This window comes from Alteromonas aestuariivivens (genome assembly GCF_003367475.1).
GTDB lineage: Bacteria > Pseudomonadota > Gammaproteobacteria > Enterobacterales > Alteromonadaceae > Alteromonas > Alteromonas aestuariivivens.
Map to the genome: position 1 here is coordinate 106940 of NZ_QRHA01000002.1, position 24434 is coordinate 131373.

The 24434-nt window shown below is 52.9% G+C and carries 18 protein-coding genes; 14 read left to right on the forward strand and 4 right to left on the reverse strand.

Annotation, left to right across the window (positions count from 1 at the left end):
• The first annotated feature begins 19 nt into the window (after positions 1-19).
• The 3 genes from DXV75_RS03300 to DXV75_RS03310 all read left to right on the forward strand — a co-directional run bounded on the left by DXV75_RS03300 (position 20) and on the right by DXV75_RS03310 (position 5906).
• A complete protein-coding gene (locus tag DXV75_RS03300) occupies positions 20-2401 on the forward strand; it encodes a TonB-dependent receptor (RefSeq protein WP_115591923.1) in 2382 nt (793 codons plus the stop codon).
• A 136-nt stretch (positions 2402-2537) separates the two neighbouring features.
• On the forward strand, positions 2538-3041 hold the full coding sequence (locus DXV75_RS03305) for a GNAT family N-acetyltransferase (protein WP_115591925.1): 504 nt from the start codon (positions 2538-2540) through the stop codon (positions 3039-3041).
• Positions 3042-3188: 147 nt separating this feature from the next.
• A complete protein-coding gene (locus DXV75_RS03310; protein ID WP_115592175.1) occupies positions 3189-5906 on the forward strand; it encodes a M14 family zinc carboxypeptidase in 2718 nt (905 codons plus the stop codon).
• A gap of 61 nt (positions 5907-5967) precedes the next feature.
• Here DXV75_RS03310 and DXV75_RS03315 read toward each other — a convergent pair whose 3' ends face one another.
• Positions 5968-6564, reverse strand: a complete 597-nt coding sequence (locus DXV75_RS03315; protein WP_115591927.1) for a peptidylprolyl isomerase — start codon at positions 6562-6564, stop codon at positions 5968-5970.
• A gap of 9 nt (positions 6565-6573) precedes the next feature.
• Positions 6574-7746, reverse strand: coding sequence for a methyltransferase (locus tag DXV75_RS03320; RefSeq protein WP_115591928.1), 1173 nt, complete (start codon positions 7744-7746; stop codon positions 6574-6576).
• A gap of 39 nt (positions 7747-7785) precedes the next feature.
• On the opposite strand from DXV75_RS03320, the gene DXV75_RS03325 reads away from it, so the two are divergent.
• Together DXV75_RS03325 and DXV75_RS03330 are read left to right on the forward strand one after the other, a co-directional pair.
• Complete coding sequence (locus tag DXV75_RS03325; protein ID WP_425451672.1) at positions 7786-8442, forward strand: alpha-ketoglutarate-dependent dioxygenase AlkB family protein; 657 nt, start codon at positions 7786-7788, stop codon at positions 8440-8442.
• Positions 8443-8462: 20 nt separating this feature from the next.
• Complete coding sequence (locus DXV75_RS03330) at positions 8463-8780, forward strand: BolA family protein (RefSeq protein ID WP_115591930.1); 318 nt, start codon at positions 8463-8465, stop codon at positions 8778-8780.
• On the opposite strand, the gene DXV75_RS03335 is transcribed toward DXV75_RS03330, so the two are convergent.
• Both DXV75_RS03335 and DXV75_RS03340 read right to left on the reverse strand, forming a co-directional pair.
• Entirely contained in the window at positions 8772-9716 is a 945-nt protein-coding gene (locus DXV75_RS03335; RefSeq protein ID WP_115591932.1) for an AEC family transporter, read from the reverse strand. The genes DXV75_RS03330 and DXV75_RS03335 overlap by 9 nt on opposite strands.
• A gap of 71 nt (positions 9717-9787) precedes the next feature.
• Positions 9788-11164, reverse strand: coding sequence for a nitrate regulatory protein (locus tag DXV75_RS03340; protein ID WP_115591933.1), 1377 nt, complete (start codon positions 11162-11164; stop codon positions 9788-9790).
• 482 nt (positions 11165-11646) lie between these two features.
• Here DXV75_RS03340 and DXV75_RS03345 point away from each other — a divergent pair, with 482 nt between their 5' ends.
• The 9 genes from DXV75_RS03345 (at position 11647) to DXV75_RS03385 (ending at position 24365) form a co-directional block, all read left to right on the forward strand.
• A complete protein-coding gene (locus tag DXV75_RS03345; RefSeq protein ID WP_115592177.1) occupies positions 11647-12510 on the forward strand; it encodes a formate/nitrite transporter family protein in 864 nt (287 codons plus the stop codon).
• Between the two features lie 54 nt (positions 12511-12564).
• The gene (locus DXV75_RS03350; RefSeq protein ID WP_115591935.1) at positions 12565-14301 is read left to right on the forward strand and encodes a bifunctional protein-serine/threonine kinase/phosphatase; all 1737 of its coding nucleotides are present in this window, start codon (positions 12565-12567) and stop codon (positions 14299-14301) included.
• A gap of 44 nt (positions 14302-14345) precedes the next feature.
• Positions 14346-14795 (forward strand): cyanase, encoded by a 450-nt coding sequence (cynS, locus tag DXV75_RS03355; RefSeq protein ID WP_115591936.1) that lies wholly within the window; start codon positions 14346-14348, stop codon positions 14793-14795.
• A gap of 158 nt (positions 14796-14953) precedes the next feature.
• Entirely contained in the window at positions 14954-16519 is a 1566-nt protein-coding gene (locus DXV75_RS03360; protein WP_115591938.1) for a SulP family inorganic anion transporter, read from the forward strand.
• A gap of 268 nt (positions 16520-16787) precedes the next feature.
• Complete coding sequence (nirB, locus tag DXV75_RS03365; RefSeq protein WP_115592178.1) at positions 16788-19331, forward strand: nitrite reductase large subunit NirB; 2544 nt, start codon at positions 16788-16790, stop codon at positions 19329-19331.
• A gap of 11 nt (positions 19332-19342) precedes the next feature.
• Positions 19343-19696: a nitrite reductase small subunit NirD gene (gene nirD, locus DXV75_RS03370; protein WP_115591940.1), complete on the forward strand. Its 354-nt coding sequence runs from the start codon at positions 19343-19345 to the stop codon at positions 19694-19696.
• A gap of 34 nt (positions 19697-19730) precedes the next feature.
• Positions 19731-22493, forward strand: a complete 2763-nt coding sequence (locus tag DXV75_RS03375) for a nitrate reductase (protein ID WP_115591942.1) — start codon at positions 19731-19733, stop codon at positions 22491-22493.
• Entirely contained in the window at positions 22490-23383 is an 894-nt protein-coding gene (cobA, locus tag DXV75_RS03380) for a uroporphyrinogen-III C-methyltransferase (RefSeq protein ID WP_115591944.1), read from the forward strand. Before DXV75_RS03375 ends, cobA begins: the two co-directional genes overlap by 4 nt.
• Positions 23367-24365: a glycosyl transferase family protein gene (locus tag DXV75_RS03385; RefSeq protein ID WP_115591946.1), complete on the forward strand. Its 999-nt coding sequence runs from the start codon at positions 23367-23369 to the stop codon at positions 24363-24365. The genes cobA and DXV75_RS03385 overlap by 17 nt, the downstream gene beginning before the upstream one ends.
• The last annotated feature ends 69 nt before the right edge of the window (positions 24366-24434 follow it).

A 24434-nucleotide genomic window follows, 5' to 3' on the forward strand; every position in this document is an offset into this window, starting at 1 on the left:
CAAGAGATACCATTTAGCAATGAAAAACCTCTCACGAATTAGCAGCAGTGTCTTGCTGGCATTTTCTCCACTTTCTTTTGCCGCCACCATTACCGGTACCGTTACCGATATTCAGGGAGCTCCCATTGCCGGAGCTGAGGTAAAACTGGAGGGGTCGCGCAGGGTTGAAACGACAGACGAAGCCGGGCGATACGAGCTCAGGGACATAGCGGTCAAAGATGTCCACATTCACGTATTCAGTGATAAGTTTATTCATGGCGACCGGGATCTTGGAGTGGTGGAACAGGATCAGGTAGTCGACTTCGTGCTCGCACCCACATCCATGGACAATATTGTTGTCACGGCTACGGCACTGCAAACTTCGGTGCTGGAGTCGGTCACACCGGTTTCTGTGATCGGTGCTGAACAGCTCAGAAAAATTCAGGCTCCAACCCTGGGTGAGACTCTGAAAGCAACCCCAGGTGTACACAGTACCTATTTCGGTCCGGTATCCAGCAGCCCAGTCATTCGCGGTAACGATGGCCCAAGGGTTAAAATCGTCCAGAATGGGTTGGACGTATCCGATGTATCCCGGGTTGGCCCGGATCACAATGTTGCTGCTAATACGTCCAGTGCCACTCAGGTTGAGGTGCTTCGTGGGCCCGCTACTCTGCAGTACGGCAGTGGGGCTATTGGTGGGGTCATCAATGTGGTGGACAAGCGGATCCCCAAGCAGGTGCCCTATGCCTTGGAAGGCGAAGCCGAGCTGCGTTATTCCGGGGCCGATAAGGGGCAATTTGCCAAAGTGGACGTTACCGCAGGCAAGGGAAATCTGGCCTACCACTTTGATGGTTTTATCCGTGAGACTGAAGACGTCCGCATACCGGGTTACGCTTCCCTTAACCCGGATGAGGACGAACCCAAGGGGGTACTGGAGAACAGCGCAATGGATAGCAGTAGCTATACCGCCGGTTTTTCCTATGTTCAGGATGAGGGCTATTTGGGGTTTGCCGTTGAACAGCTGGATAATCTATACGGAGTTCCCGGCCATGAGCATCATCATGAAGACGAGCATGAAGAGCAGACTGAACCAGAGGCAGATACCGGCACTCAGATTGATGTGGATATGACCCGTTATCAGTTGGCCGGTGAATGGAATGATCTCAATGATACATTCACGAATATTCGTTTTGCTGCGTCTTATACGGATTACCAGCACGCCGAACTCGAAGGGCAAGAGATTGGTACCGTATTCAGCAACAAGGGTTCCGATCTGCGTTTGACTGCAAACCATGGTGGAACCGGGGCATGGCATGGTGTGATAGGTGTTCAGTACCATAATGCGGACTATGAAGCTCTTGGCGAAGAGGCCTTTACTCCCGCAACCGATACTGCTTCGTACGCGTTATTTATGGTTGAGCAGAAAAAGGTCGGTGACTTCACCGTGGAGCTCGGTGCCCGATTCGAACGCACGGAATATCAGGCCGGTGACACAGAGTGGGAATTGCACACGGAACACCTGGAAACGGATCATGATGAGGAGCATGCCGATGAAGCCCACGTTTTTACGTTTGATGAGTACAGGTTTACCAGTGCTTCGTTTTCAGCAGGCGTAAACTGGGAATATCAGCAAGGTCATGGGCTGGCAGTAACACTCTCCCGCAATGAGCGGGCTCCCAGCCAGCAGGAATTGTTTGCTGGTGGCCAGCACCTGGCCACCCAAACTTTTGAAGTTGGTCTGGTTTACGACCTGGACGATACCGGAGAGGTTTCTGAAAGCCTGCTGGGCGCTGAAGAGGAGGTGAGTACTAACATCGATATTACCCTTCGCCGTTTTATCGGAGAGTGGGGGTATACGGTATCGTTGTTTTATAACAGCGCAGGTGACTACATTTATCAGGCCCAGACCGGATTGTTTACCGAAGCAGGCCATGAGGAAGAAGCTGGCGCTGAGGAGCACGGCGATGAAGAAGGTCTGCCGGTTTTTTATTTTCAGCAGGCTGATGCCACCATTTACGGCGCAGAGGCAGAACTGTACGTGGATTTGACTCCAAACTGGCGGTTGGAAGCCTTTGGGGATCTGATTCGTGCTGAAATTGATTCTCAGGATTTACCTCGTACCCCTCCCATGCGACTGGGCGCCAGTCTGCATTACGATAACGAAGTGCTGAGCGCTGAGTTTGGCGCGGTATGGAACGACAGCCAGAAAAATGTGGCGCCGTTTGAATCTGTAACCAGCGGCTATACGCTGCTCAATGCTAACCTGCAGTACAGTGTGTTTACAGACAGCGTTGAATGGGTAATGTTTGCCCGTGCAGACAATCTTACCGATGAGGATGCCCGGGTACATACCTCCTTTCTGAAAGAGCAGGCTCCATTGCCCGGGCGTAACTTTTCTTTCGGCGTAAGAGCTGTATTTTAGCAGACTGCGTCCGGTCTTCGACTGGCAGTATCGAAGACCGGGCGGCGATGTTGCCCGTGAACTGGCGCTTGATGCTGTCCCCCTGCCTGCATTACTATCCCACTAGCAAATTTGTCTCTTGTCATACGGGCTCTTAATGGTCATTACCACAACAGAACGCTTGAGCATTCGGGTTCCCCGATTGGAAGACGCAGAATGGTTGCTTGAGTTGAACAATGATCCTCTTTGGGTTCAGTTCTGCGGCAATTGGGGAGTACACAGCCTTGATGATGCTGCGGAGTATGCCAGCAATTGTCGTAAGCATACCGAGTATTATGGGCATGGGCTATGGGTGGTGGAGCATAAACAGTCTGCTGCCCCGGTTGGAGTTTGTGGCTTGTTGACCCGAGGAATATTTATACATCCGGATTTAGGCTATGGTCTGCTTAAGCCCTATCGGGGGCAGGGGATTGCAAAAGAGGCCGCTATGGGAGTTATAGATTGGGCCCGTCATTCCGGAAAGTTTACACACCTAACGGCAATGGCCCATGTCGATAATTACGCATCACAATCGCTGTTAGCCAGGTTAGGTTTTGAGCGGGAGGGTAAAATTTTTCTCAAAAATGTGTTTGACCAGTATTTGTTTCGAGCAACTCTGTGACTTTTGGTTGTCTATGTTAGCCGAATAGACTATTCGTATTTTCGCCTTGTTGCGTTCAACGGATCAGTTTGCACGCCCGCTGTGGTTTGTGCTCGCTGGCAAATTCTTGCTACTATTTTCTCTTTCGTTTTTAAAATCATAATAATCATGAAGATAACTAAAATCATAGGCAGCCTGGTAAGCTCAGCAATGCTGTGTTTCAGTGCCGCCAGTCAAGCCACATCACCACCCAAACCGGCCGAAGCCATCAAATACGATTTGTGGCCAGATACCCAGTACGACAGCCGCATTCCTACCCATTCCGAGGTGCTGGGCTATCAGGCCGGTGAGCGCATTACCAGCCACGGTGACATGTTGCGCTTTTTTGAAGCGCTTGAGCGCGCAGCACCTGAGCGCATTCGGATATTCGAATACGGCCGCAGCTGGGAAGGCCGCAAGCTGATTTATGCCGCGATAGGTTCACCGGAAAACGTGGAAAATCTTGAGCAGTTCGCTGCCAATATGCAGCGTCTGGCCGATCCCCGCATTACCAGTAAAAAAGAAGCTCAGAGCCTGATAAAAACATTGCCGGCTTCCGTGTGGTTGGAACATGGTGTTCACGGCAATGAGATAAGCAGCACCGATGCCGCCATGATGTCGGCATATCATCTGCTGGCGGCCACCAATAGCCCTGTGGTAGACGAAATTCTTGCCAACACCCTGGTGTTCATTGATCCAATGCAGAACCCGGATGGCCGTACCCGTTTTTTAAGTTTCTATTATGCTAATGCTGGCTTGTCACACAGCGGTGACCGTTTAAGTGTGGACCACAATGAGCCATGGCCCCGGGGGCGTTCCAATCACTACCTGTTTGATATGAACCGTGACTGGTTAGCGGTAACCCAGCCGGAAACTGCCGGGCGGATAAAAATTCTCAATCATTTTAAACCCACCGTGGTCATTGATTTGCATGAAATGGGCGGAGATTCCAGTTACTTCTTCGTACCAGCGGCTGATCCCATCAACCCACACATGAGTCAGGCGCAGCTTGCCAATAATGATTTGATTGGCCGCAACAATGCCAACTATTTTGATCAGTTTGGGTTCACCTATTTTACCCGCGAAGTTTACGATGCCTTCTACCCGGGCTATGGCGACAGCTGGCCAACCTTTTATGGTGCTTCTGCGGCAACTTATGAAGTGGGCTCAACCCGTGGTGAGGTGTATCGCACCCGCAGTGGCGAGGTGATCCGCTATAAATCGCCGGTGCAACGCCATTTTGTGGCTTCCATGGCAACCGCGGAAGCGGTAGCGCAGAACCGGGAAAAAATACTCAGCGACTTTTACCAGTATCAGGTTGATGCCATCGAAACCGGGAAAAAGGATCGCGCAGAGCGCACCTTTATATTGCCTGCCAAGCGAGATAAAGCGGGAAGTCATCGCCTTGCTACATTGATGGCTACCCACGGAGTAGAGGTGCGTCAGGCCAGTGAAGGTTTTGAGGCCTGCGGTAATGACTACGAAGCAGGAGCTTATATCATTGATACAGCACAGCCCCGGGGGAAGTTTGTGAAAACCACCTTCACCCGGCAGGTTGATATGGCCGAAGCGTTCATCAAGGAACAGGAACGTCGACGGGCGCGCAAACTGAACGATGAAATCTATGACGTTACAGCGTGGTCACTGCCATTGCTGTTCAACATTGATACCGATGCCTGTGGTCGTGAAGTCGAGGTTGACAGTATTGCAGTCAGTGCCGACACCCCGTTGCAGGGAGAAGTGATTAACCCGGACGCCAGTGTGGCATATCTGGTGCCCTGGGGTGATATGGCGGCCGGCCGTTTTCTGACGGCGGCGTTGCAGGCTGGCATTAAGCTTAAGAGTGCTGATCAGGCTTTCGTTTTGGGCGATAAGCAACGATTCCCTGCTGGGACGCTGATTATCGAAAAGAAAGCCAACAGTAGTGATATTGCTGCTAAAGTGGCCGGGATTGCGAATAAAACAGGGGCAACAGTAACGGGTGTTGACAGCAGCTGGGTGATTGAAGGGCCGAGCTTTGGCAGCCGCAAAGCTGTTCCGATGACAGCACCGAATATTGCCATGGCCTGGGACAGCCCAACCAGTTCTCTGAGCGCAGGCGCCACCCGCTTCGTGCTTGAGCGCCAGTTTCATTACCCGGTCACCGCCATTCGTTCTGACACCCTGGCCAGGGCCGACCTGAGTCATTATCAGGTACTGATTTTACCTTCAGGCCATTATGGAGATGCCTTGGGAGAGCGTGGTGCCAGCAACCTGCGGCAGTGGGTAAAACAGGGCGGCGTACTGATTACCCTGGCGGATGCAACCCGGTTTGCAGCCCAAAGCAATATTGGCCTGCTGGATGTAAAAAGGGAATACATCTATCAGGAGGACAGCTCAGGTGGTGCGGCTAACGGCTCTGAGCAGGATCAGGTTGACGGCCAGCTGATCACCTCGAAAGCACAACTGCTTGATATTATTGACAGTGAGAAGCAGTCACCGGATTACGTGGCTGGGGTGCTTGCCAACGTAGAGGTGGATCAGGAGCACTGGTTGACCGCAGGCGTCAATCCTAATGTGGTGTCTCTGGTCGTTGGCAGCGATATTTATGCTCCAATGCAACTGGCATCGGGTAAAAATCTGGCCTGGTTTGCCGATGCTGACAAGGTACTCGCCAGTGGCTACCTGTGGAAGGAAAATCAGCAGCAATTGGCGTACAAACCCTTTCTGCTGCATCAGCCGATGGGTAAGGGAATGGTGATTGGCTTTACCCAGGACCCAACCAGCCGGGCCTATCTTGATGGGCTGAATGTGCTGTTTATGAACAGCGTATTCCGTGCTGCGGCACACGCAGACCCCATTCGCTAACTGTCAGAAATAATCAGGGCCCGTAATTCGGGCCCTGATACATTATTTGCCGCGAATATAATTAAAGCGGCGGTAATATGGTCGCTTTCTTGAGAATGATTGGCTCAACCGGCACATTGGGCTGATTAAACTGAATGTTGTATTCGGTTTCCACTTCGGCCATAGCGTCCAGCACCTGCTCACCACTCACTACCATTCCAAACACGGCATACCCCCAATCCTTGCCCGGATCCAGGCTGGTGTTGTCGTTTACATTGAAAAAAAACTGCCGGTTGGCGGTATGGGGATCATTTTGACGCGCCATGGCAATGGTATACAGGCCGTTTTTCATGCCGTTACCGGACTCGTTGAAGATTTCCGGAAACTTCGGCTTTTCGCGATAATCCGTGTCGTAACCGCCGCCCTGAACCACAAAACCTGGGATCACACGATGAAATACCGTGTCTTCATAGCTGCGCTTGTCTACATAACGCAAGAAATTATTGGTGGTAATGGGCGCCCGGCGCCGATCCAGTTCCACCACAATGTCGCCCATAGTGGTTTCCAGCTTTACCCTGGGGTAATAGTTGCCTTCCTGAATTTGTGAGCCGTCGTCAGCAGGCTTGGCCAGTACTGCGCTGCTTATCAGCATTATGGTCGCAAGCAAATAGTGTCGCATAGGGTCTCCTTATCGTTTGGCTGCACTCAAGATAACGAATTTTTTGTCGCTTGCAAGCAGCTTCACGCCACCAAACAGGCGCTTAAGCTTGTGGTGGTAGTCCAGATGGCGGTTGGCAACCACGATAAGGTGGCCGCCTTTGCCCAGCGCTTCCCTGGCATCGTGAAACATTTGCCAGGCAATATGATCGGTAATGGTGTTTTGCTGGTGAAACGGCGGGTTGCACAATACCTTGGTGAATTCACCGCTTCGCTTGTCTGATAACAGAGTTTCCAGGCAGTTGCTGGCGACAAACTCACACTGGGGCAGGCGTTCGGGGAAATTCGTTTGCACATTTTCCCGTGCGGAGGCAAGTGCCATAAAAGATTCATCCACAAAGGTAACCTGGCATTGTGGTGCCTGCGCTAACGCGCTCAACCCCAGAATGCCGTTGCCGCAACCCAGATCGATAAGCCGGTCACTATTGTCTGCCTGCATGTGCCCGAGCATCAGCCTGGCACCAATATCCAGCGACTGACGGGAAAATACGTTGGCGTGGTTGGTCAGGCTAAGGTGTGTGCCGTCTTGATGGGTGTATGACCAGGTTGTCGGGTAGGGGGAAGTAACCGGACGGGCACACAGTTCTGAATTAACGGTGGTAAAAATCAGGCGGGATTTTTTTACCGCCAGTGAAGTTTGGGTGGGCCCGATATAGCGCTCAAACAATGCCAGTACCGAGCGGGTGATGCTTTTCACTTTACCCGCAGCTATGATTCGGGTGTTCGCTGTTACGACCTGGCGAAGGGCAATCAACTGATGCTCCAACAGTGCCAGGGTGCGCGGGATTTTTATCAGTACCATTGCCGGGGCTTGAGGCAGTGGGTCCATGCTGGTCAGGTAATGCACCGCAGGGGGCTGATTATATTGTGCTGTGTTGGCCTCAAGGTTTTCCAGTAAAGAACGCTGGGCTATCCAGGAATCGGATACCCAGAAAGGCCGTTCATCGGCAAACCAGCAGCCCAGGGCGCCAAAGTCGTCGTTGAAAATGATACACTGCCCCTCGGGCTGTGTGGCGTCCTGCTGAATTTCGGTAATAAGCAATTCATCTGCGCTGTCCCAGGCCTGAAGGCTTTTGTGCTGATGCCGTGCCGGGTAACGTATTAAAGATAACGTTCGATCAAAAAGGCTAAACTGTGTATTCATTCGAGTTGTTAATCGTTCTGTTGGTTGCGTGGTACTGATATGCAAGGCGATTTGTTTGCCGGTGCCATGGCTGATGCTTCCTGTCATGGGCAATCAGCGCAGCCAGTCCGGTTGCCGTTATCCGATGGCTGTGTGGACTATTATCCGGGTTGGTTGAGCGCCGTCGAGGCAACCCGGGTTCAGCAGGCTTTGCAGGCCAGTCTTCCATGGCAACAGGATACCATTAAACTGTTTGGCAAGCCTTTAAAAATACCGCGTCTGCAATCCTGGCACGGCGACCCGGAATGTGTGTACGCCTATTCCAATCTGGTCATGGATCCGCACCCATGGACACCGCAGCTCAGTGCTTTACGCCGGCGGTGCGAACAGCTGACCGGAACACGCTTCAACAGTGTGCTGGCGAACTGGTACCGGGATGGCCAGGACAGCATGGGCTTACACGCAGATGACGAGCCGGAACTGGGGCCGAAGCCGGTTATTGCTTCGCTGACTTTCGGCGCTGCGCGTCCGTTCGTGTTCAAACACAAGCGAACCGGTGCCCGTTACTCGCTACCTCTTGCACACGGCAGTTTACTTATTATGGCTGGTGCTACTCAGGCGCATTATCTGCATGGCGTGGCCAAGACGTCGCGCCGGGTTGATGCTAGAATCAACCTCACTTTCCGCTGGATTAACCCTCACCTGACATCTGTATAAAGTGATAAGGCAGTAACCTGATGCAAGACGTAAAGCAATATATTGAATCCCAACTGAACAGTGCGCTGGCACCGTTGTTTTTGCAGGTTGCGGACGAAAGCCATATGCACAATGTGCCGCCCGGTGCGCAAAGCCATTTCAAGGTCACGGTTGTCAGTGAGAAGTTTAACGGAACGAGGCTCATAGCCCGGCACAGACAGGTCAATGCCTTGCTGGCCGAGGCACTGCAAGGCCCCGTTCATGCACTGGCAATGCATACCTACACGCCGGATGAGTGGCGGGCCAGGGGGGGAGAAATTGTTGACTCTCCTCAATGCCGGGGAGGCAGCTCAAAGTAGCCTGGTGTTTTGCAGCAAACTGAATGCAATGGCCGTAACCGGTAATGATACCAGGGTCGTAGTGGCAATGATGCTGGCCGCCAGCCGGTAGTCACCACCCAAATTACGCGCCATTACATAACTTGCCGCGGCGGTGGGGGCTACCGACATCAAGAGTACTACACCCAGTTCCATTTCCCGAACTCCCAGTAACGCACAACCTGCAACTATGACCAATGGGTAGAGCAGGCACTTGCTGATGGTGCTGAGGCTGATGTTATACAGGTCGCCGGTAAAAGAGCGGAACTGCAGTGAGGCGCCGGTACACAGCAATGCCAGCGGCAGCGTTAACTGGGCGACGTAGCCGCCCGTTTTAACTGCAAGCGACGGCAAAGGAACGGCAAAGTAGGAAAAGGGTAAAGCCAGCACTATGGCGAGGATCAGTGGGTTGGTGATCAGGTTTTTAACTGAGCTGAGCAAAGAAACGGCCCCGCCACTGTAATAGTTGAGCACAAAAACCGACAACAGATTAAATAACACGGTAATACACCCCAGATAGACCGAGGCGACAGCAAGCCCTTCCGGTCCGTAAGCGTTGCTGCAGTAAGCCAGCCCGATAATGCCCATGTTGGCCCGAAATCCCCCCTGAATGACCACCCCCTTCGCATTGGGCTGTTGCACGGTGAAATGGGTGATCACCATGAGAAAAGCAACAAACAGCAGGGTGCCAATAATGCCCACCACCAGAATAGTGGGGTTTGCGGCCAGACTGAAATCCGCTTTGCTGATGGTGATAAACAACAATGCTGGCAAGGCAATGTTAAATACCAGCTTTGAGCCAGAATCGACAAATCCTTCGGAAATAAACCTCCGTTTCAACAGCACATAACCCAACATCAAAATCAGTAAAACAGGTGCAATAACCTGCAGGGTAAAGTCAAACGGCGCAGACGGCATAAAAACTCAGATTCTGGAAATAAAACGGCAGCAGATTACCCGAACCCGATCCTCGGCGCCAGTTGTTGGCATCAGGCTGGTTTCTTCGACGATGCACGGATCACGGATTCGGCCACATCACTGATACGGGCATTCTGGTCCATGGCATGTTTCTGCAATCTTCGATAAGCCGCATCCTCGGTGAGATTCCATTGCTGCATCATGATCAATTTTGCGCGATCGATGGCTTTGTGCTCGCTGATGGCCCGTTTGGCTTCTTCCAGTTCGTTGCTCATGCGCTTAATGTGTTCGGACTGATCACGCAGCAGGTCGTAGAACGAACGGTGCGACGACAGGGATTCCGCATCCGCCAGGCCAGACGCAGTGTTCGCTGTCGGTGTGCCAGACTGGGGAAAGCCGTTTGTGTCAGGAACTGAAGGCGCTCCATTGGCCAGGTTGGGATCCAGGGCTCCGGAGCCCTGCAAGCCTGGCATGGCAGGGTCAAACAGCATCGTTAGAGGGGAACTGCCCGGTTCCGGCTGATTTTCCAAAGCCTGGAGCCGGCGGCGGTGATTTTTCAAATCCGCATCAGCCTGCTGAACCCGCTGTGTGGCAACTTCAAGTAGTCTTTCGGTAAGGTGTTCTTCAATGGCTTGCATTTCATCAATGCGGCGGGTTGCTACTTCATACCAGACTTCACTCAATTCCTCGGCAATTGGGCTGCCATCGGCGAGTTGCTGTATCATGTTGCGCAGCTGCTTTACATCCCGGGTTGCCGGGCCGCCTTCCAGTTCGGTCCAGAGTTGCTGCTCTTGTGCATCGGCAAACTCCCTGAAAATACCGAAGCTGTGTTGCTGAGCTACCTGTAACTGCTCCAAACGGTCGCACAGACGACGGTTAAAATGGGTTTCAGCGAACCCAATGGCACCCCAGGCCCGCTCCTGACCTGCATATTCTTTGGCCTGCATAAAGTTGAACAGCGCCACCAGCAAACGTGTGATCACGGGGTCGCTGGCTACGTCGGCCGCTTCAAACACCACCGAAAGCAAACCACTTATCAGACGGCAATAAGCCTGGGTTGAATCCAGCGGCGGTAGATTCAGTTTCGCTACTTTTTCGCGCAGGGTAGGCAGATGATCCATGCCCTGCAATGCCAGTGTGATGCTGCTGAGCAGGCGTATATTGCTGAACGACTCGGTGCCGGTGAGGTACATGGATTTGAGCTGGCTGCGCAAGGCCTGTTCCCGCTTGAGGCTAAGCTCAACCTGTTCGGCACGCTGACTTTCAAACCGGTGGCCCCGGGAAGCCAGAAAAACATTGCTTATCCCACGTTCCCGCTGCAACTGGTGGATGACATCTTTGACGGCATTGACCAGCTTACAGTTGGATGACAGCTGCTGCAGCGCGGTTTTCTCTGCGTGTTTGGCGGCAAGCAAAAATCGCTTTGTGGCGTCACTGTAACCCTTCATACTACCTCTTGGATATTGATGATAACTGCTGACGGGATTGACTCGCTGACTGCGGAATTCCGGCGAAACGGATTAATAAAGTTTAAGCAAAGGGCATTCCAGATCGACGATGATTAGTTTTGACCGATTTAAGCGGGCCGTTGCAGAAGGAAAAGCCCGCCCACGCGCAATGAAAGTGCAATGATTTCAATTTTTGCACTTTTATGGAGCATGGTGGAGGTTTGGATGAAAACTCGTGATTTAATCTAACATATTGAAATAAAATGATTTGTATGCAATTTGCACTGTTGGCACCGTAATTGTATTAACAAAATTGAGAGCGGCCTCAGTGGCCCCGACAACGTGTAGAATCGGATAAAGACGTCCACAACCATTCTTCTTGCAGAGGAATCGGTGTGGACGTTTTTTTTTGCCTGCAATTTGTCGACGGTTACGTGTGCTCGTCAACGTTGCAAATTTCAACTTTTGGAAAGGTGGATACCATGGCTTACTTACTTCCATCCGAATTCGTCACCAAAATGGTTGACGCGGGTGAATCAAAAATTTACATGTCAACCCGGGATACGTTGATCCGGGCTTATATGGCAGGTGCAATTCTGGCACTGGCGGCGGTATTTGCCGTTACCATTGCGGTACAAACCGGTGTGTTTCTGATTGGCGCTGTGTTGTTTCCAATCGGGTTCTGTATGTTGTATCTGATGGGCTTTGATTTGTTGACAGGGGTGTTTGTACTCTGCCCTCTGGCCTGGCTGGCTAAACGTCCGGGAGTCACCTGGCCGCAAATTCTGCGCAATTGGGGGCTGGTATTCCTGGGTAACTTTGCTGGTGCACTTACGGTTGCGTTTATGATGGCGTTCATTTTTACCTACGGATTTAATACCGACGGTGGTGCCATCGCGGAAAAAGTAGCCGGTATTGGTGAAGCCCGTACCCTGGGATACGCTCAATATGGTGTTGCAGGCTGGTTTACCATTTTCATCCGCGGCATGCTGTGTAACTGGATGGTTTCCATGGGCGTGGTGGGCGCAATGATTTCTACCAATGTCAGTGGCAAGATCCTGGCAATGTGGATGCCAATCATGCTGTTCTTCTTCATGGCATTTGAACACTCAGTTGTGAACATGTTCCTGTTCCCCTTTGGCCTGATTATGGGTGGTGATTTCTCTATCATGGATTACTTCATCTGGAATGAAATTCCAACTGCACTGGGTAACCTGGTGGGTGGTCTCGCCTTTACTGGTCTGACTCTGTACTCCACTCACTATCGTACCGCTCCCAAGCGCAAGCTGGCTGCGCAATCTGCACCTGTTTCTGCAGACGTTGACGCCAAACCGGCTCACGCTTAACCAACCTCGCCCGGCTGTTCCTTTAGGCCGGGCACTTTTTCACGTTTTTCAAACATGTTGTCATTGTCTATCGGCCAGTTCTCCAGTGCAGGAGAAAAGAGTGAAAACCAGGACTGCTACGGTGCTGTGCTTCCGGCCGGCTCGTCGTTATTCACCAAAGGCGCAGTAGCCGCGGTAGCAGATGGCATCAGTTCCAGTTCAGTCAGTGCTATTGCCAGCCAAACTGCCGTCAAAAGTTTCCTTGAAGATTATTACTGCACTTCCGACGCCTGGACTGTTGGTCATGCGGCCCGCCAGGTACTCAATGCAATCAACAGTTGGCTGTGTGCCCAGACACGCCAGGGGCCCTGGCAGGGTGAGACAGAAAAAGGCTATGTCTGTACTTTCAGTGCTGTGGTTTTCCGTCATTGCCGTGCCTATCTGTTTCATGCCGGAGATACGCGGATATACCGCGTCCGTAAAATGGGCAGCACGCCCACACTCGAACAGCTAACCCGGGATCACCGTGTGTGGGGCAGTGGTCAGCAATCCTACCTGGGTAATGCACTGGGTATGAGTGAATCTCTGCAACTCGATGAAATACAGCTGCCGTTGGTGGAAGGGGATTACTTTATCCTTGCCAGTGACGGTGTGTATGACTTTGTGTCGCCTTCTGCATTAAGAGACATCACGGCAAAGGGAGAGGAAGAGCTCAGTCGGCTGGCGCAAAGCCTGGTGCAGCAGGCATTTGATAACGGCAGCACTGACAATCTAACAGTGCAAATCATCCGGGTTGATAAATTGCCGGAAACCGGTTTTGACGTGTTGGGAGGAGCTGAAGAGTTACCCATCCCCGCAGTGATGTCGCCGGGTGATGAACTGGACGGCTACCGGGTCCAGAAAGTGCTTTATTCGAGTGCCCGCAGTCATGTTTACCGCGTAGAGGATATCGCGAGCGGCCATACACTGGCGTTAAAAGCCCCTTCAATAGAAATGGGCGACAGTGACCATCATTTGGAACAATTGTTGATGGAAGAATGGATTGCGCGGCGAATACACAGTGCACACGTGGTGAGTGCGCCAAAGGGCGAAAGGCCGCGCACGGCGCTTTACACGCTCAGTGAATGCCTGCAGGGCGTTACCCTGGGCCAGTGGCTTAATGATAATCCTTCGCCATCGCTGGATAGAATCCGCGACATCATCGAACAGGTTGCCAGAGGTTTAATGGCCCTGCATCGTTCGGACATACTGCATCAGGATATTCGTCCGGAAAACCTGATGATAGACGAGCACGGGTTGGTGAAGATCATTGATCTTGGTGCTGCCAGAATCGGAGGCGTCAGTGAATGGCAACCTGACAGTAATGGGGGAATTCCCGGTACCGCCATTTACGCTGCACCGGAGTATTTCGTGGGTGCCGGTGGCAGTTCACAGTCTGATCTCTACTCGCTTGCGGTGCTGGCCTATTACCTGTTGAGCGGGGAGTACCCTTACGGAACCCAGGTCGCCCGCTGCCACACGCTGGCTGCGCAGCGCAAATTACGCTATCGCACCGTGCTGGACCCGAAGCGGAACATTCCGTTCTGGGTTGACGATACCTTACGTAAAGCCACGCACATCAACCCTCTGAAACGCTATGAGGAACTCTCTGAGTTTGTATATGACCTGCGCCATCCCAACCCGAAGTATGTGAATCGCCAGCGTCCTCCGTTGCTGGAGCGTAACCCGGTTCGCTTTTGGCAGGGGGTAAGTGGCGTGCTGTTACTGGTGATATGCGTGCTTATTATCGACCGCGCCGGAGGGGTGTTGTAAACCGGCGCATATTAATTTAATCAGCCTACAAGGAACCAACTACTATGATTACCGATCGTCAACAAGTGACCGATATGATTGTCAGTGCCAAAGTCAGCAAAGGGGTGAAATGGCGGGATGTGGCCGAAGTGATTGGACAGTCGAAAGAATGGAGCACCGCTGCCTGTCTTGGGCAAATGGCAATGAGTAAGGAACAGGCCGAAAAAGTCGGTGAAATTTTTGAGCTCAGTGACGAAGCCGTGGCCTGGTTGCAAATCGCCCCGTACAAAGGTTCATTGCCCACTGCGGTGCCAACCGACCCGCTAATTTACCGCTGGTACGAACTGGTAAACGTTTATGGGACTACCCTGAAGGAACTCATTCACGAAGAATTTGGTGATGGCATCATGAGCGCCATCGACTTTTCCATGGACTTAACCCGTGAAGAAGATCCCAAGGGTGACCGGGTTAATGTGGTGATGTCCGGGAAGTTTTTGCCCTATAAAACCTACTGATTATAGCCACCGGCTTTGCAGGCAGGGAGACTAATACCGATCCTCTGAGCAATTTCCTATGCGGATTGGCATTAACAAACTGTTAAAAGATTTTGGGCGCCTGAAGTGCTAGAATCTGCGACCGTTTTTTAATCGCAATTCAATCTGTTTGGAAAGCCATGTTTGACATAATCACCAGCAAAGACAGCAATATTAAAAATGATGTACTGTCGGGGATCACCGTGGCCCTGGCTTTGGTACCCGAAGCCGTGGCCTTTGCCTTCGTGGCTGGAGTAGAGCCTATGATAGGCCTGTACGCCGCCTTTATGATGGGGCTCATCACCTCAGCAATTGGTGGCCGGCCGGGCATGATCTCCGGTGCCACTGGTGCAATGGCCGTCGTCATGGTGGCTCTGGTTGCCCAGCACGGCGTGCAGTATCTGTTTGCCGCCGTGGTGCTGGCCGGCCTGTTGCAAATTCTGTGTGGTGTGTTCCGGCTGGGTAAGTTTATTCGTCTGGTGCCTTATCCGGTGATGCTTGGCTTTGTTAACGGTCTGGCAATCGTGATTTTCCTGGCCCAGCTTGGGCAGTTCAAAGTGGTGAACGCTCTGGGTGTGCGCGAGTGGATGAGCGGTACCATGCTCTACTGGATGCTGGGGCTGGTGGCTCTGACCATGGCAATTATTTACCTGTTGCCAAAGCTGACCAAAGCCGTACCGGCCTCTCTGGTGGCCATAGTTACAGTTACGCTGCTGGTGCACGGGCTGGATTTGGAAGCACGCACTGTAATTGATTTTGTCCGTGATCTGCTGCCTGCCGAGCAAAAAGCCTCTGCAACTCTGGCGGGAGAGTTACCCAGTTTCGCCATTCCAATGGTGCCGTTTAACTGGGATACGCTGATGATCATTCTGCCGACGTCAGTGATCCTGTGTCTGGTAGGCCTGATTGAATCCTTGCTGACGTTATCCCTGATTGACGAGATGACCGACACCCGTGGCCGTGGCAACAAAGAGTGTATTGGCCAGGGAGTTGCCAATACGGTTAACGGATTCTTCGGTGGTATGGGTGGCTGCGCCATGATTGGCCAGAGCATGATCAACATCAATTCCGGTGGCCGTGGCCGCCTGTCGGGCATTACCGCGGCCTTAGTGTTGCTGGGCTTCATCCTGTTTGCAGCCCCACTGATTGAGATGATCCCGCTGGCGGCACTGGTTGGCGTGATGTTTGTGGTGGTTATCGGTACCTTCGAGTGGGCCAGCTTCCGCATTATGCGTGGTGTGAACAAAGAAGATGCCTTTGTACTGTTTCTGGTTACCGCGGTAACCGTGATCGCCGACCTGGCCATTGCCGTGGTGGTGGGGGTCATTGTGTCGGCGCTGGTGTTCGCCTGGAAGCACGCTACCCATATTATGGCCAAAACCCACATCGACAAGGACGGCTGGAAAGTGTACGAGCTGGAAGGGCCACTTTTCTTTGGCTCGGTGTCGCATTTCAAGGATTTGTTTGATATTGCCAATGATCCGGAGGAAGTTGTTATTGATTTCAATGCCAGCCGGATTTGGGATTCTTCCGGTATCGACGCACTGGACAGTCTGGCCGACAAGTACGAACAGCAAGGCAAGAAATTGCACATTCGTCATATCAGCAGTGAGTGTCGCAGCCTGTTGAGCAAAGCCGGTAAATTCGTTGAAATGAACGTCAACGAGGATCCCCGTTATCGTGTAGCCACCGACAAACTGGCCTGATATTTATGCACCATCGCAGTAAAAAATGCTCACTGATGGTGCAATGAACCACCGGTTTTTATACCGCGCTTTGCTTAAATTGTTGTTTAATTGAGATAATTTTTTTTGGCATTAAAGTTGTTTGTAAAACTGTGTAATCGAATTTTGCAGCTTAGCTGCCAGTAAACAGACAATCGTCGGTGTGCCCAGCGCGCGCTGACACAGGCAAAGAAGCCCACGACCATCTTGCATGGACGTGGGTTTTTTTTTGGCAAAAAAAGGGTTAATCATGACAGGATCCACATCTCAATTACGCATCGTCGTGGTCGGTAACGGAATGGTCGGGCACCATTTTGTTGAGCAAATGGTGCAGCAATCCGTCGCCTGTGACATTACGGTTTTAAGTAGCGAAGGCCGCCTGGCCTACGACAGGGTTCACCTGTCTTCTTACTTCACTGGCAGCAGCGCCGAAGATCTGGCGTTGACTACCGAGCAGACCTATCAGGACTGGGGCGTGAATTTTGTCACCAACGCCATGGTCAGTAATATTGACCGGGAAGGTAAAACGGTTTCTGCCAATGGCGTTACCTATCCCTACGATGTGCTGGTGCTGGCCACAGGTTCTTACCCTTTCGTACCGCCAATTCCGGGCAACGACCAGGACCACTGCCTGGTGTATCGCACCATTGAAGATCTTGAAGCCATTGAATCGTCCGCCAGACAGAGCAAGGTCGGCGTGGTGGTTGGTGGTGGTCTGTTAGGCTTGGAAGCGGCCAATGCACTCAAGCAGGCCGGGCTGGAAACCCATGTGGTTGAATTTGCGCCCCAGTTGATGGCCGTACAACTCGACCCGGCCGGTGGTGACCTGCTAAGAGGAAAAATTGAGGATCTGGGCGTACAGGTGCATACCCAGAAGGCCACTCAAAGTATAGAAGCTGGTGAAAGCTGCCGTTACCGTATGGTTTTCGCGGATGGCACTTTCCTTGAAACCGACCTGATCCTGTTCTCAGCCGGTATTCGCCCATCCGATGCGCTGGCCCGTCAGCATGAACTGGCCGTGGGTGAGCGGGGCGGAATTGTGGTGGACAACCACTGTGTAACCTCCGATCCCAGCATTTACGCCATTGGTGAATGTGCGTTGTGGGAAAACCGTATTTTTGGTCTGGTTGCCCCGGGTTACACCATGGCCCGTGTTGCTGCCACCACCATATCAGGTGGGGATTTGGCCTTTACCGGCGCAGATATGAGCACCAAGCTTAAGCTGATGGGGGTTGAAGTGGGTTCCATTGGTGATGCCCACGGCCGCACACCGGGCGCGCTGGCATTTACCTATCACAATCAGGCCAAAGGCATTTACAAAAAGCTGGTGGTGGATGCCGCGCAGAAAAAAGTCATTGGTGCGGTGCTGGTGGGCGACACCAGCGACTACGACACCCTGTTGCAATACAGCCTGAACGACATCGCCCTGCCAGAATATCCGGAAAGCCTGATTTTACCTTCAGCCGGAGAAGCCCCTTCGCTGGGTGCCGATGCATTGCCAGATACTGCAACCATCTGTTCCTGCCATAACGTTGCCAAGATCGACATTGTGGGTGCCATCGACGCAGGCTGCTGCAGCCTGGGTGACGTGAAATCCAGTACCAAAGCCAGTACCGGCTGTGGTGGCTGTGCCGCATTGCTGAAAAACGTGGTCGACCGTGAACTGGAAAAACGCGGCGTGGAAGTATCGAAGGCGCTGTGTGAACACTTCAATCACACTCGTCAGGAGCTGTATCACATTGTTAAGGTAGAAGGGATCCGCAGTTTTGATGAGCTGCTTGAAGGCCATGGTGAAGGCTTGGGATGCGATATCTGCAAGCCAGTGGTGGGCTCAATTCTGGCCTCGGTGTGGAACGACTATGTCCTTGATCCCAAACACCTGCCGCTTCAGGACACCAACGATACCTACCTGGGCAATATGCAGAAAGACGGCACCTATTCTATCGTACCGCGCATCGCCGGTGGTGAGATCACCCCACAGAAGCTGATTGTACTCGGTCAGGTGGCGGAGAAGTACAACCTCTACACCAAAATAACCGGAGGTCAGCGCATTGACCTGTTTGGCGCCAGGGTTGATCAACTGCCCGACATCTGGCAGGAACTGGTGGATGCCGGATTTGAAACCGGCCACGCTTATGCCAAGGCGGTACGTACCGTGAAGTCCTGCGTGGGCAGTACCTGGTGCCGTTATGGCGTGCAGGACTCAGTAGGCAAAGCCATCGATATCGAAAACCGCTACAAAGGTTTGCGGGCACCGCACAAACTGAAGTTTGCCGTGTCTGGCTGCACCCGTGAATGTGCCGAAGCCCAGAGTAAGGATATCGGTGTGATTGCCACTGAAAATGGCTGGAACCTTTACGTTTGTGGTAACGGCGGCATGAAACCCCGCCACGCAGACTTGTTTGCCACCGACCTCGACAGCGAAACCCTTATCCGTTACATCGACCGCATCCTGATGTTCTACGTCAAAACCGCCGACCGTCTGCAGCGTACCTCGGTGTGGATGGACAATCTGGAAGGCGGGCTGGAGTATCTCAAATCGGTAGTGATTGACGATGCGTTGGGGTTGGGGGCAGAGCTCGAAGCGCAAATGCAGCATGTTGTGGACGCCTACCAGTGTGAGTGGAAAACCACCCTGGAGTCAGAACAGTCGCGCAAACGTTTCCGTCAGTTCGTTAACACTCAGGGAACTGACAGCAACATTCAGTTTGTTACCGAGCGGGAGCAAATTCGCCCGGCTACCGAAGCAGAGAAGCGCAGTGGCGAAGCCCGCATTCCGGTAGAAATCGTCTAAAGGAGAACATCATGCAAGTAAAAGTTGATTACGTACCTGAATGGCATGACGTCTGTGCCGAGTCAGATTTGGTGCCGAATTCCGGTGTGTGTGCCCTGATTGAAGAGCAGCAGATTGCGCTGTTTGCGGTGAAACTGGAAGGGGAACAGAAGGTGTTTGCCATCAGTAACTGGGACCCAATCGGTAAAGCGAATGTGATGTACCGGGGAATTCTGGGCTCGGTAAAAGGTGACCCTGTGGTGGCGTCGCCCTTGTACAAGGAGCACTACTCACTGACCTCCGGGCAATGCGTAGAGCGTGAAGACGCCAGTGTGATGGTGTTTGATATCAAACTTGAAAATGGCCGGGTTTGGGTTGCAGTCTGAGGCTGCGCCCGGATCCAAAACAAGGCTAAAAACTATGAACCACAACAAACTCAATACTCCGCTTAGCCTGGTTGCGCAACCTCCGGTTCGGTCGTTGGGGCAAACCACATGCCCCTATTGCGGCGTTGGGTGTGGGGTGGACATCAGTTGCAACGGAAGCGGGCGCAGCATCAGTCTCGAGAGTCTGACAGGCACGCCTGAGCATCCGGCCAACTTCGGTCGCTTGTGTGTAAAGGGCACCCATTTACTGGACACCAACGACACAACCCAGCGCTTGCTGTACCCCCAACTGAACGGTGAGCGCGTTGACTGGGATCAGGCTACTGACTTTGTAGCCGATAAAATCCGTCAGGTTGTAGCCGAACACGGGCCGGATGCCGTTGCGTTTTACGTTTCCGGGCAGTTACTGACCGAAGATTACTATGTGGCCAACAAGCTGATGAAAGGCTTCATCGGCAGTGCCAATATCGATACCAATTCCCGCTTGTGCATGTCTTCTGCCGTAGCCGCTTATAAGCGGGCTTTCGGCGAGGATTTGGTGCCGTGCAATTATGAAGATTTGGAGCAGACCGATTTACTGGTGCTGGTGGGCAGCAACGCAGCCTGGACTCACCCGGTGTTGTTCCAGCGCATGGAGCGGGCCCGACTGCGCAATCCGGCCCTAAAAGTGGTGGTGATTGACCCCCGCCAGACCGAAACCTGTGCACTGGCGGACTGGCATCTGGCCATCAAGCCCGGTAGCGATGTGGCGCTGTTCAACGGCCTGCTGCGCTACCTGGGAGACCACCAAGCACTGGATGCAGATTTTATCGAAACCGCCACAGAAGGCTTTGCTGCTACCCTGGCGGCGTGTATGCCATGGGACCTGGAATCGGTTGCCAGTTGTTGTGGTCTTTCGGTTGCAGAGGTCGAAAGCTTCTATCGTCGGTTTGCGCAATCTCCCAGTGCAGTGACGTTCTTCTCTATGGGTGTTAATCAGTCTACCTCGGGTACCGATAAAGCCAACGCCATAATCAACTGCCATCTAGCCAGCGGTAAAATCGGTAAGCCGGGCAGTGGCCCGTTTTCCATTACCGGGCAGCCTAACGCCATGGGCGGCCGTGAGGTCGGTGGGCTGGCAAATATGCTGGCAGCGCACATGGATATTGAAAACCCTGTGCATCGTGAGCGCGTGCAGACGTTCTGGAATGCGCCCACAGTCGCAGAAAAGGGCGGTTACAAAGCGGTGGATTTATTTCAGGCCATCGACGAAGGCAAGGTGAAGTTTGTCTGGATCATGGCAACCAACCCGGTGGTCAGCATGCCCAACCGTGCGCAGGTGGAGCGTGCGCTGGCCCGTTGTGACACTGTGGTGGTTTCGGACATTGTTACTCACAACGACACCCTGAAGTTTGCCCACGTGGCGCTGCCTGCCAGCGGTTGGTCGGAAAAGAACGGCACGGTAACCAACTCGGAACGGCGTATTTCACGCCAGCGGGGCCTGTTGCCTCCGCCAGGAGAAGCCCGCCATGACTGGCAAATCATTTGTGAGGTAGCCGCCAAATTGGGCTTTGCAGAAGCCTTTGACTATGCGAGCCCGGCACAGATTTTTGATGAGCACGCTTGCCTGACAGCCTGGCAAAATAACGGTGAGCGGGCCTTGAATCTGTCTGGCCTGGCTGGGTTGTCACCACAGCAATATGATCGCCTGAAGCCGGTGCAGTGGCCAGTGACGGAATCGACGCCACAAGGCTGCGCCCGTCTTTTTGAGAACAAACGTTTTTTTACCGCCAGCAGAAAGGCGCAGTTTATTGCTCTGGAAGTGCTCAGCCCACGTCAGCTAACCAGTGCGGCTTACCCTTATGTGCTGAACAGCGGGCGTATGCGCGATCAGTGGCACACCATGACCCGCACCGGAAAAACCAGCAAATTATTACAGCATACTGCGCAGGCCCAGCTGGCTATTCATCCCCAGGATTCGCTGGCGTTGGGGGTAGTCAGTAACGAGCTGGTTACACTGAAAGCGCATTGCAGCGGCAACGCGCCGGTGATCCTGCCGGTAAAGATTGACCCGCGTCAGCGCAGGGGAGAAGTGTTTGCGCCCATTCACTGGTCGGCAACCTGGGGGTCCCATTGCACTCTTGGGCAGCTGTTTGATGGCTCCCACGATCCTGTTTCCGGACAGCCGGAACTCAAACACGGTGCTATCCGCATTGCACCAGCAGAATTTGACTGTCACGGACAATTGGCCTGTTCAGATAAGGGTTTGTTTGAGCTGCTATTGGCAGAATGTGACTATTGGAGCAGGGTGCCGGCCACACATGTTTCCACAGCCCGAATTGCTGCAAACATCAGCGCGGTCGAATTGTGCCGGCAACTGGCAATGTTATTACCAAAAGCGTATTGCCAAATCAGCTTTCAGCAAGGCAGCAGTGTCACCCTGTTGGTATTAAAAGATGACCACCCGGTGCTGTATTTGAGCCTTCATCACAAGTACACCAACCTGCCGCTCGACTGGCTGGACAGCGTATTTGATCCCGATGGCGAACTCAGCTTTGAGGTGCAGGCCAGTTTGCTACGCAATCAGGTCGAAGCCAGTTTTCTGCAGGGTAAATTGGTGTGCAGTTGTTTTAACGTACGCGAAAAACCCATTTTAGCCGAAATCGCTGGCGGGGCTGACAGTGTCGAAGAACTCGGGAAACGCCTCAAATGTGGTACTAACTGCGGCTCCTGTCGCAGTGAGTTAAGCAGTATGTTGACCGATTCCGGAGCCGCTTCGGAACAATCCCCATTACTTATTGAAGGAGCGTTATCATGACGTTCAATTTGTCTGCTCATATCAGCCGTTTGCCCAGTGTATATTTTCGATTTATTGAAGGGGTAAGAAGGCGGCACGACGGGGCAAAAGGCCGCGCATCTACCCTTGAAGGAGGCCAGACAGGCCAGGTGTTTATTGTTGGCGCGGGCCCCGGCGATGCGGATTTATTGACGGTAAAAGCGCACAAGTTATTGCAAAGTGCCGATGTTGTATTATTTGACTGGCTGGTGGATGAATCTGTTCTGGCAGTGATCCCCCGCCATGTTCGTACCGAATTTGTTGGCAAACGCAGCGGGCGGCACAGTATGCCCCAGGCGGATATTTGCAGTAGGCTTGTTGCGCTGGCCCAGCAGGGGTTCAGGGTAGTTCGCCTGAAAGGTGGCGATCCTGCCGTTTTTGCCCGCACCTGTGAAGAAACCGATGCACTCACCCAGGCGGGCATTCCGTTTGCCATAGTGCCCGGGATTACAGCGGCTTCCGGGGCATCGGCGTATACGGGTATCCCGCTCACCGATCGACGTTGTTCGCGTGCAGTTACCCTGATGACCGCACATATGCAGGACCCTGATGAGGAGCCGGACTGGCAGCGCATTCAACAGGCGCTGAAGACCGAAACGGTTGTACTCTACATGGGGCTAAAACGCCTTAGCCAAATTACTCAACGCTTAATGGGGGCTGGGGTAGCACTTGATTTACCCGTAGCTGTGATTGAAAATGCCTGCTGTATCAACCAGTTCGTGATCACCGGGCCGCTGAACGAAATCGCCGAAAAAGTACAGGCCGCCAACCTGAAAGGGCCGGCACTGCTGATATTCGGGGAAGTTGTGTCAGCCCGCCAACAGGTCGATCCGGCGTTACTTCAGCAGATTGCCCATGTCACACCCATTTAGCCAGTACATCAAAATCATAGGAAAAGGACAGAAGGGGGCCCGCGCTCTGACCCGTGAAGAAGCCCTGGATTCCATGCACATGCTGCTGAGTAACCAGGTTACTGGTGATCAGCGGGGTGCATACCTGATGTTGCTGCGTACCCGTGAAGAAACCTCTGAAGAAGTAATCGGCTTTTTGCAGGCCTGCCGCAGTTTGCTTCGGCCTGAACTGGCGCAACTCAAAGCGGATTTGGATGTGGGCTGCTACGCTGGCAAACGGCGGCAGTTGCCCTGGTATCTGCTGGCGGTTGCAGCATTGGCTCAAAGTGGTCACAGGGTATTTCTGCACGGCGCCCACGAGCCGGGTTCAGGCCGTTTGTATGCCAGCCATGTACTCCCTGCTTTGGGCCTGGAACCGATTGGCAGTGTTGCAGATTCAGCGAGGCAACTGGACACATACGGCGCATCCTATCTGGATTTAGGCGTAGTATTACCGGAACTGGATACGCTGATTAAGCTGCGTGAAGTGTTTGGTCTGCGTTCCTGCGCCAACACGCTTGCCCGCCTGCTTAACCCGAGTGCCGCCCGCTTTAGTGTGCAGGGCGTATATCATATGCACCTGGATGAGAAGCACCGTTTCGTGAACGAAGCTTTTGCCGATTACGATTCGCTGTGTTTTCGTGGTGACGGTGGCGATCCGGAAGTGAACAGTGAACGTCCCACCGACCTGTTTATTACCCGGGGTGGAGAGACACAAAAAATCGTGTTGCCCGAGTTCACAGGGAGCTGGGCAGTAAAGGACAAGGCGCTCGATGTGAATGACATGCTGGAGGTCTGGCAGGGCAAAGCAAGTAACAAATATGGTGACCAGGCCATTGCTGCCACGCTTACCAGTTATCTCATGCTGGCCGAAAATATGCCTGTTGAGGCAGCTACCAAACAGGCTGAACTTGTCTGGCAAGCCCGCAACCAAAATTCATTGCCGTTTTCGCCCTTGGGCTGAGCGGCAACCGATCCGTCTTAATCCAATTTCACTCCCTTCATTCAGGTTGTATACCGCATGCCTGTTCAG

What these genes read in the sequence shown, in the direction of transcription:
- DXV75_RS03325 (WP_425451672.1), top strand. Translation starts at nt 7,786, where the DNA reads ATGCAAGGCGATTTGTTTGCCGGTGCCATGGCTGATGCTTCCTGTCAT.
- DXV75_RS03360 (WP_115591938.1), top strand. Translation starts at nt 14,954, where the DNA reads ATGTTTGACATAATCACCAGCAAAGACAGCAATATTAAAAATGATGTA.
- DXV75_RS03330 (WP_115591930.1), top strand. Translation starts at nt 8,463, where the DNA reads ATGCAAGACGTAAAGCAATATATTGAATCCCAACTGAACAGTGCGCTG.
- DXV75_RS03315 (WP_115591927.1), bottom strand. Translation starts at nt 6,564, where the DNA reads ATGCGACACTATTTGCTTGCGACCATAATGCTGATAAGCAGCGCAGTA.
- DXV75_RS03300 (WP_115591923.1), top strand. Translation starts at nt 20, where the DNA reads ATGAAAAACCTCTCACGAATTAGCAGCAGTGTCTTGCTGGCATTTTCT.
- nirB (WP_115592178.1), top strand. Translation starts at nt 16,788, where the DNA reads ATGACAGGATCCACATCTCAATTACGCATCGTCGTGGTCGGTAACGGA.
- DXV75_RS03335 (WP_115591932.1), bottom strand. Translation starts at nt 9,716, where the DNA reads ATGCCGTCTGCGCCGTTTGACTTTACCCTGCAGGTTATTGCACCTGTT.
- DXV75_RS03350 (WP_115591935.1), top strand. Translation starts at nt 12,565, where the DNA reads ATGTTGTCATTGTCTATCGGCCAGTTCTCCAGTGCAGGAGAAAAGAGT.
- DXV75_RS03310 (WP_115592175.1), top strand. Translation starts at nt 3,189, where the DNA reads ATGAAGATAACTAAAATCATAGGCAGCCTGGTAAGCTCAGCAATGCTG.
- nirD (WP_115591940.1), top strand. Translation starts at nt 19,343, where the DNA reads ATGCAAGTAAAAGTTGATTACGTACCTGAATGGCATGACGTCTGTGCC.
- DXV75_RS03340 (WP_115591933.1), bottom strand. Translation starts at nt 11,164, where the DNA reads ATGAAGGGTTACAGTGACGCCACAAAGCGATTTTTGCTTGCCGCCAAA.
- DXV75_RS03305 (WP_115591925.1), top strand. Translation starts at nt 2,538, where the DNA reads ATGGTCATTACCACAACAGAACGCTTGAGCATTCGGGTTCCCCGATTG.
- DXV75_RS03320 (WP_115591928.1), bottom strand. Translation starts at nt 7,746, where the DNA reads ATGAATACACAGTTTAGCCTTTTTGATCGAACGTTATCTTTAATACGT.
- DXV75_RS03375 (WP_115591942.1), top strand. Translation starts at nt 19,731, where the DNA reads ATGAACCACAACAAACTCAATACTCCGCTTAGCCTGGTTGCGCAACCT.
- cynS (WP_115591936.1), top strand. Translation starts at nt 14,346, where the DNA reads ATGATTACCGATCGTCAACAAGTGACCGATATGATTGTCAGTGCCAAA.
- DXV75_RS03345 (WP_115592177.1), top strand. Translation starts at nt 11,647, where the DNA reads ATGGCTTACTTACTTCCATCCGAATTCGTCACCAAAATGGTTGACGCG.
- cobA (WP_115591944.1), top strand. Translation starts at nt 22,490, where the DNA reads ATGACGTTCAATTTGTCTGCTCATATCAGCCGTTTGCCCAGTGTATAT.
- DXV75_RS03385 (WP_115591946.1), top strand. Translation starts at nt 23,367, where the DNA reads ATGTCACACCCATTTAGCCAGTACATCAAAATCATAGGAAAAGGACAG.